The 13,956-nt window shown below is 60.3% G+C and carries 10 protein-coding genes, 1 tRNA gene and 1 other RNA gene; 7 read left to right on the top strand and 5 right to left on the bottom strand.

What is annotated here, in order from left to right; genetic code table 11:
• Positions 1-12: 12 nt before the first annotated feature.
• Positions 13-717, bottom strand: a complete 705-nt coding sequence (gene cysE / locus KTF55_RS08840; RefSeq protein WP_217108360.1) for a serine O-acetyltransferase — start codon at positions 715-717, stop codon at positions 13-15.
• A gap of 223 nt (positions 718-940) precedes the next feature.
• Here cysE and KTF55_RS08835 point away from each other — a divergent pair, with 223 nt between their 5' ends.
• Both KTF55_RS08835 and KTF55_RS08830 read left to right on the top strand, forming a co-directional pair.
• Positions 941-1,588, top strand: a complete 648-nt coding sequence (locus KTF55_RS08835) for a DedA family protein (RefSeq protein ID WP_117746503.1) — start codon at positions 941-943, stop codon at positions 1,586-1,588.
• A gap of 289 nt (positions 1,589-1,877) precedes the next feature.
• Positions 1,878-2,930 (top strand): branched-chain amino acid aminotransferase, encoded by a 1,053-nt coding sequence (locus KTF55_RS08830; RefSeq protein ID WP_035138743.1) that lies wholly within the window; start codon positions 1,878-1,880, stop codon positions 2,928-2,930.
• A 479-nt stretch (positions 2,931-3,409) separates the two neighbouring features.
• On the opposite strand, the gene KTF55_RS08825 is transcribed toward KTF55_RS08830, so the two are convergent.
• Positions 3,410-3,961, bottom strand: a complete 552-nt coding sequence (locus tag KTF55_RS08825; RefSeq protein ID WP_082421874.1) for a LemA family protein — start codon at positions 3,959-3,961, stop codon at positions 3,410-3,412.
• Between the two features lie 211 nt (positions 3,962-4,172).
• Here KTF55_RS08825 and KTF55_RS08820 point away from each other — a divergent pair, with 211 nt between their 5' ends.
• On the top strand, positions 4,173-4,757 hold the full coding sequence (locus tag KTF55_RS08820; protein ID WP_158549345.1) for a TetR/AcrR family transcriptional regulator: 585 nt from the start codon (positions 4,173-4,175) through the stop codon (positions 4,755-4,757).
• A 3-nt stretch (positions 4,758-4,760) separates the two neighbouring features.
• Here KTF55_RS08820 and KTF55_RS08815 read toward each other — a convergent pair.
• A tRNA-Ser gene (locus KTF55_RS08815) sits at positions 4,761-4,850 on the bottom strand.
• Positions 4,851-4,901: 51 nt separating this feature from the next.
• Here KTF55_RS08815 and tadA point away from each other — a divergent pair.
• Together tadA and ffs are read left to right on the top strand one after the other, a co-directional pair.
• Entirely contained in the window at positions 4,902-6,683 is a 1,782-nt protein-coding gene (gene tadA, locus KTF55_RS08810) for a tRNA adenosine(34) deaminase TadA (protein ID WP_217108359.1), read from the top strand.
• Between the two features lie 454 nt (positions 6,684-7,137).
• An RNA gene (gene ffs, locus KTF55_RS08805) (signal recognition particle sRNA small type) lies at positions 7,138-7,233 on the top strand.
• 350 nt (positions 7,234-7,583) lie between these two features.
• Here ffs and KTF55_RS08800 read toward each other — a convergent pair.
• On the bottom strand, positions 7,584-8,573 hold the full coding sequence (locus tag KTF55_RS08800) for a hypothetical protein (RefSeq protein WP_217108550.1): 990 nt from the start codon (positions 8,571-8,573) through the stop codon (positions 7,584-7,586).
• A gap of 300 nt (positions 8,574-8,873) precedes the next feature.
• On the bottom strand, positions 8,874-9,941 hold the full coding sequence (locus tag KTF55_RS08795) for a hypothetical protein (RefSeq protein WP_217108358.1): 1,068 nt from the start codon (positions 9,939-9,941) through the stop codon (positions 8,874-8,876).
• A 210-nt stretch (positions 9,942-10,151) separates the two neighbouring features.
• Between KTF55_RS08795 and KTF55_RS08790 the strand changes: the two genes are divergently transcribed.
• Positions 10,152-12,017, top strand: coding sequence for an ABC transporter ATP-binding protein (locus KTF55_RS08790; protein WP_217108357.1), 1,866 nt, complete (start codon positions 10,152-10,154; stop codon positions 12,015-12,017).
• Positions 12,018-13,877: an ABC transporter ATP-binding protein gene (locus tag KTF55_RS08785; protein WP_217108356.1), complete on the top strand. Its 1,860-nt coding sequence runs from the start codon at positions 12,018-12,020 to the stop codon at positions 13,875-13,877.
• Positions 13,878-13,956 lie beyond the last annotated feature (79 nt).

Here is a 13,956-nt window from a genome sequence, read left to right as displayed (position 1 = left end):
CCGCTTGCGTTCCTAGCGTTCGTCCACGAGCTTGGCGACGAGGGCCTTGAGCTCGGCCACCTCTCGCTCGAGTTCCTTGACGCGGCGGGCATTCTCGGTGATGCCCTGGCGGTTGAGGGCGGACTGCTCGGCGGCGTCATCGGGCATGTACTCGCGATGCTGCTTGGCGTCGAAACTCTCCTCGAACACACGGCAGCCGTTGCGCTTGATGATGCGTCCCGGCACGCCCACGACGGTGCAGTTGTCGGGGACGTCCTTAACGACGACCGAGTTGCCGCCGATCTTGACGTTGTTGCCGATGCGGATGTTGCCGAGCACCTTGGCGCCCGTGCCCACCGTGACATTGTTGCCCAGGGTGGGGTGACGCTTGCCGGTCTCGTTGCCGGTGCCGCCGAGCGTGACGCCCTGGTAGAGCACACAGTTGTCGCCCACAATGGTGGTCTCGCCGATGACGACGCCCATGGCGTGGTCGATAAAGAAGTGCTTGCCAATCTGCGCGGCAGGGTGAATCTCGACGCCGGTGATGTGGCGGGTGATTTGCGAGAGCACGCGGGCGAGCGAGCGATGACCGTGCTCCCACAGCCAGTGCTCGGGCACGTGGTTCCACTTGGCGTGCAGGCCAGGATAGGAAAGAAAGACGACCAGACCGTTTTGCGCGGCGGGGTCCTGCGCCTGGACGGTCTTGATGTCCTCGCGAATGGTATTGATAAAGCTCACCGGCCGCCCTCCCTTAGCGCCATGGCAATGCGATTCAATAAAGTATAGCGATTCGCTAGGGATTAAAAAGGACAATCTTGGCGGCTTTGCGCTACAAGTGTCAGTTATGCAAACTTGCTGGTAATGGAGTCATGCTTTTGTGGGGTTGCGCACGAGGGGGCACCGCAACCGTATACTGGTCAACTTGGACGTATCCGCGCCCACAACTGAGAGGTTTTACTTCATGGGTTTCATCAATTTTATTGCCGAGCTGCTTAAGGACCCGCGCACCGCGATCGCCAGCTGGATCGCCGCCGGCCCGCTTATGGCCTACGGCTGCGTGTTCCTGATCATCTTTATCGAGACGGGCGTGGTGTTCTTCCCGTTCCTTCCCGGTGATTCGCTGCTGTTCGCCTCGGGTTTCTTTGCCCACAACGGCGGCTTTAACATCGTGGCGCTTCTGGCCACCGCATGGGCCGCTGCCATTTTGGGCGATCAGTGCAACTTTATGATCGGTCACTTCTTTGGCCGCAAGATCATCGCTTCGGGCAAGGTCAAGGCCATGACGCCCGAGCGCATCAAAAAGTCCGAGGACTTCTTGGACAAGTGGGGTCACCTGGCCATCTTCCTGGGTCGCTTCTTCCCGTTTATCCGCACCTTTGTGCCCTTTATCGCTGGCATGGGCGGCATGCACTGGCGCAACTTTGTCGTCTTTAACGTGCTGGGCGGCATTACCTGGTCGACGGTCTTTACGCTGCTGGGCTACTTCTTTGGCGGCATTCCCTTTGTGCAGGAGCACTTTGAGCTGCTGATTATCGGCATCGTTGCCGTGTCGATCATCCCGACCGTGGTCGGTCTGGTTAAGGCTAAGCTGGGCAAAAAGAACGCGTAGCTCGAGCCAGCGCGCAAACCGTGCAGTTGAGGCCCGTCACCGCTTACGGTGGCGGGCCTCTTTAGTTTCGGTCAAATGAAAATACTTTACTTAGTTAAAGAAAAGCGTTTTATCAGACGCGTACGGGGAGTACAATCTCGTGCATGCGAATCGACGTGCCATCGGCTTTGATGCTGCTCGCGTGTCCCGTCCGGCTCTACGCTCCGGGCGTGCGACGTTGCGACGCGGTCGGCCTCGGTCCTTGCGTGCGGGTTCGCGAGTTTGCAACTGTGTATGTAAGGAGCGACATATGACTGTCGAGAAGAAGGATATCGATTGGGGTAGCCTCGGCTTTGGCTACATGAAGACCGATTACAGCTACGAGGCCCATTGGAAGGACGGCGAGTGGGACGAGGGCGGCCTGACCACCGACCACACCTTGCATGTCTCCGAGTGCGGCGGCATCTTCCATTACTGCCAGGAGGTCTTTGAGGGCCTGAAGGCCTACACCGCCGAGGACGGCAGCATCGTCTGCTTCCGTCCCGACATGAACGCCGAGCGTATGTACAACTCTGCGCAGCGCCTCGAGATGCCCCCGTTCCCCAAGGACAAGTTCGTTGAAGCCGTCAAGCAGGTCGTTTCTGCCAACGCCGCCTGGGTTCCGCCCTTCGGTTCCGGTGCGACCCTGTACGTGCGTCCGTTTATGATCGGCTCCGGTGACGTGATCGGCGTGGCTCCCGCTCCTGAGTACACGTTCCGCATTCTCGTGACCCCGGTCGGTCCGTACTTTAAGGGTGGCCTCAAGCCCGTCAAGCTGCGCGTTTCCGAGTATGACCGTGCGGCACCTCACGGTACCGGCAACATCAAGGCCGGCTTGAACTACGCCATGTCCCTCAAGCCCACGATGGAGGCCCATCGCGAGGGCTATGCCGAGAACCTGTATCTCGACTCCGAGTCCCGCACCTATGTCGAGGAGACCGGTGGCGCCAACGTCCTGTTCGTGAAGGAGGACGGCACCCTCGTCGTTCCTCAGTCGCACACCGACTCCATCCTGCCCTCTATCACCCGTCGCTCGCTCGTTCAGGTCGCTCAGGACCTGGGCATGACCGTTGACCAGCGTCCCGTCGAGTGGGCCGAGGTCAAGGCCGGTACCTTTGTCGAGTGCGGCCTGTGCGGCACCGCTGCCGTCATCTCCCCGGTTGGCGAGATCGACAACAAGGTTTACGGCGCCGACGAGACCGTGACCTTCCCGGCTGGCTACACCGAGATCGGTCCTGTGATGAAGAAGCTCCGCGAGACCCTGACTGGTATCCAGTCTGGTGCTGTTGAGGATAAGCACAACTGGGTTTACACCGTCGCGTAAGCTGTCTTAGCTGTCCGGCCCGAGGGCGACCTTCCTTTCCGGCGCGTCCTCGGACATGAAAGAACCTCCGCTGCGCACTTCGTGCGGCGGAGGTTTTTTCGTCCCGCGGAGTGCGCCGGAAAGGAAGGCCGCGCTTTTGTTTTGGTTCGCGCCATGTGGGGGTGGTGGCGACGTGCATTTTTGCGAGTATTCTGCAATCGAAGGCCCCTGCATACCGACCTCGGGCAAAAAATCGGGAGTTCTCGATGTTTTCTACGGATGATGGGCGGGGTTATGGGCTTATAGCGTTTGATTTACAGGGATATTCGCGGTCTTTGGCACTTATCGTGGCGCCCGAAGCTCTTGGTTATGTTGAATACTCCTAAAAATGCACGGCGCTTAGAGGGGAACCTTTGCGAAAAAGGAAACCGCCCCGTCGAAGTATGCATTCGACGGGGCGGTTTATGCATTTGGCCGATTAAGGATGCGCTGTCAAACTACTAGAACTTGACGGTCGGGGCCTGGCGGGCTGCTTCGGCGGCCTCGAAGCCCTGGCGCTCCTTAAACTGGAAGATGCCGGCAAAGATGACAGCCGGGAACGTCTGAATGGCGTTGTTGTAGCTGAGCACGCAGTCGTTGTAGCTCTGGCGTGCATAGCTAATCTTGTTCTCGGTATCCTCGAGCGATGCCTGCAGCTGCGTAAAGTTGGTGTTTGCCTTAAGATCGGGATAGGCCTCGGCTACGGCGAAGAGCTGGCGCAGCGCACCGGTCAGCACGTTGTCGGCTTCCATCTTGGCCTCGGGCGTGGTGGCCTTGACGGCGGTGTTACGCGCGCTGATCACGGCGGAGAGCGTCTCCTGCTCGTGCTTGGCGTAGCCCTTGACGGTCTCGACCAGGTTGGGGATCAGGTCGTTGCGGCGCTGCAGCTGCGTATCGATGTTCTGCCAGGCGTTATCGATGCGGTTACGCTTGGTGACCATGTTGTTGTAGATGCCGGCGATGGCGCAGACAATCACAATGACAACAACGATGCCGATGATGACGGTAATCATGATGTCTCCGTTTCGAATGGCCGCGGCGGCATGCGCCAGCTGCCGTTGGTATAACGCTACTAGTATACCCGCAACGTTTTGCCGTGCCGAACTTTCCGGTAAGCGTTGTGTTTTCGGCGGGGTTGGCACCGGGGCAAAGCGCGCGAGGTACAGGTGTAAGATATGCGACAGATTGACGAGTGTTGTCTTTGCCCTGAGGATGGCGATACCAGTGGACCTTCGCATCAAGAAAACCTACCGCGCCCTGTTCGATGCCTTCACCGAGCTTCTCGAGGAGCATCGTTTTGAGGACCTGACGGTTGCCATGCTGTGCGACCGCGCCATGATTCGCCGCACGACGTTCTACAAGCACTTTCGCGACAAGAACGATTACTTTGCCTTTTATATCGATGAGCTCATGTCGGGCTTGCCGCAAAAACAGCCCGATGAGGCCGGCGCGGTATCTGCCGAGGACGTGCGCGCGCTTCGGCACGCGATTTTGGACGATGCCATGGATTTGATTCTGGCGCACGAGCAGCTCATGGATAACATATTGGCAAGCAGCATGTCGGGCATGTTGACCAACGTTATTTGCGACCGCATTGCCCGCTCCATCCGCGAGCGTGTGATGAACGTGCTTGCCGAGGATGCCCTGGCCCCCGTGTCACTCGAGACGACGTCTGAGTTTGTCGCCGGCGGTATTATTCGACTTTTCACGATATGGTGGGAATCGGGCCACGATCTTGAGCGTCGACCTGAGATAGCCGACGTGGTCGATGCGCTGTTTGAGCGGACCATGACACCGGTGCATCACTAAAAGTGGCGGAGAGAGGGGGATTCGAACCCCCGGAACGCTCTCGCGCTCAACGGTTTTCAAGACCGCCGCATTCAACCGCTCTGCCATCTCTCCGTGAGTCGTAATGATAGCATCGTTTTGAATTTGCAACAGGGAAGGCGAACGATGACGATCACCGAAATCGACGAGAAGTTCATGCGCGAGGCGTTGGCGGAGGCGCGAGCCGCCGCGGCGGTGGGCGAGGTGCCCATCGGAGCCGCGGTGGTGCGCGACGGCGAGATCGTCGCGAGGGCGCATAATCGTCGCGAGCTCGACCAGGATCCTTCGGCTCATGCAGAGTTCGCGGCCCTGTGCGCTGCCGCTCGGTCGCTCGGTCGCTGGCGCCTTTCCGACTGTACGGTTTATGTGACGTTGGAACCCTGCTGCATGTGCGCGGGCCTTATGGTCAACGCGCGCGTGGGGCGTTGCGTGTATGGCGCGAGTGATGCCAAGGCGGGCGCGCTGGGTTCGCTGTATGACCTGAATGCCGATTCGCGCCTGAATCATCGGTTTAACGTGACGGCTGGGGTCCTGACGGATGAATGCCGCGAGCTGCTGAGTAGCTATTTTGGCGGTCTGCGCGGAGCGGGGGGCAGCGGCTGTGGCTGCGGTCCGAACCTTGAGGCGCATGCCGCCCACGCCGCGGCGCTTGCAGGTGCCGGTGAGGATGCTGGCATGGCGGTTGACTTTGGTCCTGCGTGCCGCCGACCCCGCCGTGTGCTGTTGGCGATCGACTCCTTTAAGGGCAGCGTTTCGAGTGCGCAGGCGGAGGCGACGGTTGCCGAAGGCGTGCGCCGTGTGTGGTCCGATGCCCAGGTGGCCGCGTTGCCGCTGGCGGATGGCGGTGAGGGGACGCTCGATGCCGTTGCCGCGTGCGGCGGTGAGATTGTGACCTGCGAGGTGGCAGGTCCCTTGGGCGACCGCGTGTCTGCCCGGATGCTGGTTGATGTCGAGCGCGAGTCCTCGGTCATCGAGATGGCCGAGGCGGCCGGCATTGGGTATTCGCCTTGCACGGAGTCGTCGGCGCTGGCTGCTACAACCTATGGCGTGGGCGAGCTCATGCTTCGCGCGGTTCGCATGGGCGCAAAGACTATCTATATTGGCTTGGGCGGCAGTGCCACCAACGACGGTGGCGCCGGCATGCTGCAGGCGCTGGGCGCGCGTGTGGTCGATGATCAGGGCTGCGATGTCGCCCCCGGTCTTGCCGGACTTGAGCGGGCGGCGAGCGTTGATTTGGCGCCAGCGCTTCGGGCTTTGGATGGCACTCGTATTGTTGTGCTTTCGGATGTCGATAATCCGCTCGTAGGGCGTCGCGGCGCGCTTGCGGTGTTCGGCGGACAGAAGGGTCTGCCGGCGGGCGACATCGAGACGCTGCGCAGGTGCGACAGCTGGATGGTCGGCTACGGTCGCTTGCTCGACGCCGCGATTGCCGGAGCTCGAGCCCAGGGGTTGTTGCGCACACCCGAGGGCGCGCGGACATTTGGCTCGGTGCTCGGCGTGCCCGGCGCGGGCGCTGCCGGTGGCTTGGGCGCGGCGTTGCTGGCGCTCGGGGCGGAGCTGCGTTCGGGCGTGGAGACGGTGCTCGATCTCGTGGGGTTTGACGAGCGCGTGCGCGATGTCGACCTGGTCATAACGGGCGAGGGCAATATGGATGAGCAGTCCGCCGCCGGTAAGGCGCCGGTGGGTGTGGCCCGTCGTGCGAAGCGATATGGCAAGCCGGTGATTGCTGTCGTGGGCGGTCGCGCTGATAACCTGGATGCGGTGTATGGGCAAGGCATCGACCTTGTACTGCCGATTTGCCGCAAACCCATGGGCCTGGAACAGACACTCGATCCGCAAGAAGCCACAACCAACCTCATCTGCGCCGGCGAAGCGGCCGCTCGATCCTACGACCTTGGCCGTATCTAAAACCCATCCCCTCGATAAGTCGCGGTGAAATACGGAGCGTTTTTGCCTTTAAGGGGCCAATTCAGTCCGTATTCCACCGCAACTTCGAGAATGGCCATTCGAGGTTGGCCGCCTTGTGCCTTGGGTCGGACCGTTTGCCACGAAATGCGACCATCTACTACGTTAAACCGGCCACCTTCGACCATCCCGGAATTTGCAAAAACAAAACCGCAGGTAGAAAGCTTGCCGATTTTCGAAAAGCCGGCTATGGTTGACCCCTGCGGCCTAAACGTAGTAGATGGGCCCTTTCTGTGGTGCGGCACCAAGCCGGTCATTTTGGGATCGGACTATTTTGACTACTCATTGGCTGCTCTGGCAATCGGGCTGCAAAAGTAGTCAAAAAAGCTCCGTCCCAAATTAGCTACCTTGCTCTGGCGGGCGGGAGCAGGTAAGATATACCGAGCGCCTAGCGCGTTCGATGGGTTCGGATGACGACATGTTCCGAATCTGGTCAGGTCCGGAAGGAAGCAGCCATAAGGAGCCTCTGTCGGGCATCCGAATCCATCGAGCGCACGGGCGTTTTTTGGTGCCGCGACATGGCCCGGCCGGCGGCGAGGTGTTTGGTGTCTCGCTGGTCCTCGGCTTCGCCTGCGGGATCGCTCGACTACCAAACACCTCGCCGCCGACCGGGCCCCGTCGTCCAAAAATCATCCGTAAAGGCGCGTTTATCTAATTTAAATCTATCCCTTGTGGAATGCGGCTTGCTGGTGTTGTCTGGGCATTGATGGCTATGTGGTTCAAGAGGCGGCGGTGCTGTTGCTTGAATTTTTGCAGTTAAAGAGGCCCGTTTCCCTGGGTTGGGGAAACGGGCCTCTTTTCTCTCTGGGTTTGTGGATTGGCGAAGGTGGTATGCTCTGGCAGCTATTTTGAGTTCCTGATGCGGCGTGTGGCTGTGGCGGTTATTCCGAGGCCTGCGGCGGCGACTGCTGCGAGTGCGATTGCGCTCGGCGCTGTGTCGCCTGTGTTTGCGAGCTTGCCGGTGGTCGTATTTGCTTGCTTGGTGGAGCTCGATGGAGCGTCTTTGCCGGTCGCGGGCGAGCTGGCGGGCTGCGCCGTCTCGGCCGGTTGCACTGAGCTGGAGGGTTTTGTCGTCTCGGTCGGTTTCGTTATCTCGGGCGAGGTGGCCTTGTCTGCCGCGGCCTTTGCCTCTTCGTATGCCTTGCAGGCGTCGTCATAGGCCGCTTGCGCCTTTTCCAAATCGCCGAGGAGCGCATTTCGCTTGGCTATGTCCTCGTCGATGTGGGCTTTAGCTTCCTTTGCCTCACTTTCGAAATTCTGAACCTGTTTTTCCTGGCTTTCGAGCCGGCGTTGGTAGCGGTGAAGATCATCTTCACAAGATTCTTCTCGCCTTTCTGCCGTCATGATCTCCATGCGCAACTGCTTAATATGCTCCTTAATAGCTGTGCTGGGCTCCTCGCCGCCGAGTGCTTCAAGTGCCTTATCTAATTCTGCCTGAAGGCCGCTTGTCCGGTTGTGGGCCTCATCGTATTTGGCTTGGGCTGCATCGACGTTCGCTTGCATGGCGGGAAGGGGTTCCCTCCGTTTGGCGGCTTCCGCCACCACCATGTCGTAGAGTTCTTGAAATGCGGCAATGTCATCATCGATTTCCGCAATTTTCTCGGGACTTGCGGCGTCTTTTGCGGCCTCGAGGGTTTTGAGCGCTTCCTGCATGGCTGCATACGCTTTTTCTTTTGCGGCGGCCGCGTCTTCCGTCTGCAAGGCAACTGCACCGGTGGGGGCGCTGGTTTCTGCCGCGATCGCCGTTACGGGGGCGATTCCCGCGACAAGTGCCGCGGAAAGGGCGATGCCCACAGTTGCTCGTCTTGCTCTTCTTGCGAGAATGTCGTTCATCTCGGCACCTCATTTCAAGGGTCGGCGACTAACTTGGTAGCACTAATGTAAGTATATCAGGCGGTTTGCCCGCCATTGATCGGGCGTGCGCGTATGCCCCTTGATTAACAGCCATTAAATCTATCCCTTAAGGAACGCGGCTTGCTGGTGTTGTCTGGGCATTGATGGCTGCGTGGTTCAAGAGACGGCGGCATTACCATTTGTTTTTTCAAGTAAAGAGGCCCGTTTCCCTGGGTTGGGGAAACGGGCCTCTTTTTGTCTCTTGGCTTGTGGATTGGCAAAGACAATAACCGCTGGCAGCTATTTTGAGTTCTTGATGCGGCGTGTGGCTGTGGCGGTTATTCCGAGGCCTGCGGCGGCGACTGCTGCGAGTGCGATTGCGCTCGGTGCTGTGTCGCCCGTGTTCGCGAGCTTGCCGGCGGTCGTATTTGCTTGCTTGCCGCTGCTCGAGTTCGCCTGCTTGGTGGAGCTTGGTAGGGTGTCTTTGCCGGTTGCAGGTGAGGCAACGGGCGGTGTCGCCTCGGCGGGTTGCGTTGAGCCGGAGGGAGGCGTCGTCTCGGTCGGTTTCGTTATCTCGGGCGAGGTGGCCTTGTCTGCCGCGGCCTTTGCCTCTTCGTATGCCTTGCAGGCGTCGTCATAGGCCGTTTGCGCTTTTTTCAAATTGTCGAGGAGCGCATCTCGCCAGGCTGTGAACCGGTCGATATCGGCTTTATATTTCTCTACAGCACGTTCACAGTCATTAACTCGTCTTTCCTCTCTTCTGAGGCGGTACTGGAACTCGCGGAGCTCCGTTTCGCAATAGTTTACGTGCGTTTTTGCCGATATGATCTCACTGTGCAACTGCTTTATTTGCTGTTTAGTAGTTTCGACAAACTCCTCGTAGCCGAGTGCTTCGAGTGTCTTAAGCATCTCATGTTTCTTCTCTAATTCTGCCTGGAGCTCGCTTACCCGGTTGATGGCCCCGTCGTATTTGGCTTGGGCAGCATCGACGTCCGCTTGCATGGTGGGAAGGAGTTCCCTCCCTTCGGCGGCTTGCGCCGCCATCTTTTCGCGGTACTCTTGAAAACGGGTAATGTCATCATTGAATCTCGCAATTTTCTCGGGACTTGCGGCGTTTTTTGCGGCCTCGAGGTTTTTGAGCGCTTCCTGCATGGCTGCATACGCTTTTTCTTTTGCGGCGGCCGCGTCTTCTGTCTGCGGGGCGCCCGAATTGCCGTTGGTGGCGCTCGTCTGCGAAACGGCCGCACCGGTGGGGGAACTGGTTTCTGCCGCGATCGCCGTTGCGGGGGCGATTCCCGCGACAAGTGCCGCGGAAAGGGCGATGCCCACAGTTGCTCGTCTTGCTCTTCTTGCGAGAATGTCGTTCATCTCGGCACCTCATTTCAAGGGTCGGCGACTAACTTGGTAGCACTAATGTAAATATACCATGCTAGTTGACCCGACACTGGCTGGGTGTGCGCGTATACCCCTCTGAAAACTGAATCCCGTTAGAAATGACGAGTTGTTTACGCTTCTTTTGGGGTGGCGGTACTATCATGGTTCGAATTGAATGTGGATGATGATAGGGAGCGCCTATACATGATTGAGCTGCTCAGGCGTTTTGGTGGTAAGTTTCGCCGGTATATGGTGATTGGCCCTGCGTGCAAGTTGATTGAAGTGATCTTTGACCTGCTGACGCCGCTGGTGATTGCCCAGATGATCGATAAAGGTATCGGTGCGCACGACGTGAGTGCCGTCGTCCGCTACGGCATGGTGCTCGCCGCCATGGCTGTAATCGGCATCTCGTTTACGCTTGTTTGCCAGAAGATGGCGGCGCTCACCTCGCAGGGCATGGGTACTGACATTCGCGGCGCACTCTACCAGCACATCAACAAGCTGAGCTATGCCGAACTCGATCGCTTTGGCACGCCGTCGCTCATTACGCGTATTACCAACGACGTCAACCAGGTGCAGCTCGCCGTGGCGCTGGGCGTGCGCATGCTCATCCGCTGGCCTTTCCTGGCGGTGGGCTCCATGGTCGCGGCCCTTGCCATCGACCTTAAGCTCGGCATGATCTTTTTGATTTGCACGCCCGCCATCGGCCTGGTGTTTTGGCTTGTCATGGCGCACTGCATCCCGTACTACAAGCAGCTGCAGGCAAAGCTCGATCGCATCGCGCTTATTTGCCGCGAGGGGCTTTCGGGCGCCCGCGTGGTCCGGGCGTTTGTGCGCGAGGGTCACGAGCGCGAGCGTTTTGCCCAGGCGGCCGATGACCAGGCGCGTGTCGCGATCGCGGTGGGCAAGCTCTCGTCGATCCTCAACCCCGTCACGTTTTTGGTGATGAACCTGGGCGTGTGCGCCATCCTGTGGGTGGGCGGCATCCAGGTCAACGTGGGCGAGCTCACGCAGGGCCAGGTCATGGCGTTTGTGAACTACATGACGCAGACCCTGACCTCCATCGTGTACGTCGCCAACCTGGTCGTGGTCTTTACCAAGGCGAGCGCCAGCGCGTCGCGCATCAATGAGGTGCTCAACTGCGAGCCGAGCATCACCGACGAGGGCAACCAGCCGGTCGCGCTGCCCGAGCCGAGCGAACTGGCGGGTGGTGCTGCTCCAGTCCCCGCACTGAGCTTTGACCATGCGAGCTTCTCGTTTGGCGCCGGCGCGGCAAATGCCGTGAGCGATGTGACTCTGGAACTGCCGCTGGGCAAAACGCTCGGCATTATCGGTGGCACGGGCAGCGGCAAGTCCACGCTCGTCTCGCTTATCCCGCGCCTGTACGATGCGGGCACCGGCAGCGTGTGCGTGATGGGTGCCGACGTGCGCGCTTGGCCGCTCGACCAGCTGCGCCATGTGGTTGCGACTGTTCCGCAGCGTGCGTCGCTGGTGAGCGGCACTATCCGCAGCAACCTGACCTGGCGCGACGAGGCGGCAACCGACGAGGATCTTTGGGCGGCGCTCGATATGGCGCAGGCGAGCGAGTTCGTGCGCAACAAGCCGCAGGGGCTCGACGCCCCGGTCGAGGCGGGCGGCAAGAACTTTAGCGGTGGCCAGCGTCAGCGCCTGACTATCGCGCGTGCCCTGGTGGGTTCGCCGCAGGTTCTGATCATGGACGACTCCGCCTCGGCACTCGACTTTAAGACCGACGCGGCGCTTCGCCGTGCCATCCGCGAGCGCAGCGTGCGCGGTGCCGTCGAGGGCGGGCTGCCGCTCACGACGGTGATCGTAAGCCAGCGCGTCTCGACCGTGCGCGACGCCGACATGATCTGCGTGCTCGATCACGGCTCGGTTGCGGGCCTGGGCACGCATGACGAGCTGTATGCAAGCTGCCAGCTCTACCGAGAGATCTGCCAGTCGCAGCTGCGCCGCGAGGAACTCGAGGGCCAGCAGGGGAGTGCGGCGCCCGCGCCCGCCCCAGGCGCCCAGACCGCCCCTGCATCTGTCTGCGCAAAGGAGGGCTGCTAAATGAATCCGTACACTTCCTCCGGTTCGGTCGCCACGATGACGGCCAACGTGTCCGGTAACGATAACCTCAACGACCTGGGCGACGGTCCGCGCCAGCCCGGCGACCCTGAGCGCTATCCCGTGGGCGCGGTGACCCGCCGCCTGCTGGGCTATGTTCGCCCGCACCGCGTCTCGTTTACGGCGTCGTTTGTGAGCGCCGCCATCTCGGTGATCTTGCAGCTCTACACGCCCATTCTCATCGGCGAGGGCATCGACCTTATCGTCGCCGCCGGGCAGGTGGGCTTCGACGCGCTACTGCCGCTTGTCACCAAACTCGCGCTCGTCGTGGTGGGAGCAGCGTCCTTCCAGTGGCTGCAGGGCTACTGCGTCAACCGCCTGTCCTACGAGACGGTGCGCGACATGCGCGTGGAGGCGAGCGACAAGCTCAGCCGCATGCCGCTCAGCTTTATCGACGGCCATGCCCACGGCGACCTCATGAGCCGTGTGGTCAACGATGTCGACCAGGTGGGCGACGGTCTGCTGCAGGGCTTTACCCAGCTTTTCACCGGCGTCATCACCATCGTGGGCACGCTTGCGTTTATGCTTTCCATCAACCTGACCATGACGCTCGTGGTGGTGCTCGTCACGCCGCTTTCCATTTTTGCAGCCGGCGCCATCGCCAAGCTCTCCAACAAGAGCTTTACGGCACAGCAGCGTATTCAAGGGCAGCTCGGTGGTCATATTGAGGAGTACGTAGGCGAGCAGAAGCTTGTCGACGCCTTTGCCTACGGCCCGAACGCCCAAGCGCGCTTCGCTGCCCTCAATGCCGAGCTCTACACCGCGGGTGAGCGCGCGCAGTTTATGGGTTCGCTCTCCAACCCCGGTACGCGCTTTATTAACAACATCATCTATGCCGTGGTCGCTGTGATCGGCTGCGTGGGCGTGATCACGGGCGTGCCCGCGGCGCTTACGGTGGGCGGCGTGCAGATTTTCCTGTCCTATGCTAACCAGTACACCAAGCCGTTCAACGAGGTCACCAACGTCATTACGCAGATCCAGACCGCGTACGCCTCGGCGCGCCGCATGTTCGCGCTGCTCGATGCACGCGAGCAGGAGCCCGATGCGCCAGATGCCGTTGAGCTTGCCGCCCCGCAGGGCGAGGTGACCTTTGAACACGTGGACTTTAGCTACGTTCCCGACCGCAAGCTGCTGCAGGACATCTGCATCGAGGCTAAGCCCGGCATGCGTTTTGCCCTGGTCGGTCCTACGGGCTGTGGCAAGACAACGCTCATCAATTTGCTGCTGCGGTTTTACGATATCGATGCCGGACGCATCATGGTCGATGGCCGGTCTTCGCGTGATTACACGCGCGCGAGCCTGCGCCGTGCCTTTGGCATGGTGTTGCAGGATACGTGGCTGTTCGAGGGCACGGTGGCGGATAATATCGCCTACGGCTGTCCCGACGCCACGCGCGAGCAGGTTATCGAAGCCGCCAAGCGCGCGCACGCGCACAAGTTTATCGTGCAGCTACCAGGCGGCTACGATACGGTAATCGGTGAGGACGGCGGCACGTTTAGCCAGGGCCAAAAGCAGCTGCTGTGCATTGCGCGCGTCATGCTCACCGACCCGGCTATCTTGCTGCTGGACGAGGCGACCTCGAGTATCGACACGCGCACCGAGCTGCAAGTGCAGGCGGCATTCGACGAGCTCATGGCCGGTCGCACGAGCTTTGTCGTAGCGCACCGCCTGTCGACGATTCGCAACGCCGACTGCATTCTGGTCATGCGCGACGGCGAGATTATCGAGCGCGGCACGCACGACGAGCTGCTGGCGGCAGGCGGCTTCTACGCCGAACTCTACCGCAGCCAATTCGCCCAGTGAGCACGGCCGTGGGGCAAATTAATCAATCGACAGACGGTGGTTTACATCTGTCACGTTAGTACTAAGATATTCATCTAAT

Source organism: Collinsella sp. MSK.8.10 (assembly GCF_019041915.1).
GTDB lineage: Bacteria > Actinomycetota > Coriobacteriia > Coriobacteriales > Coriobacteriaceae > Collinsella.
Note: the sequence above shows the minus strand (reverse complement) of the source record. Positions and strands in the feature narration are given on the sequence as shown.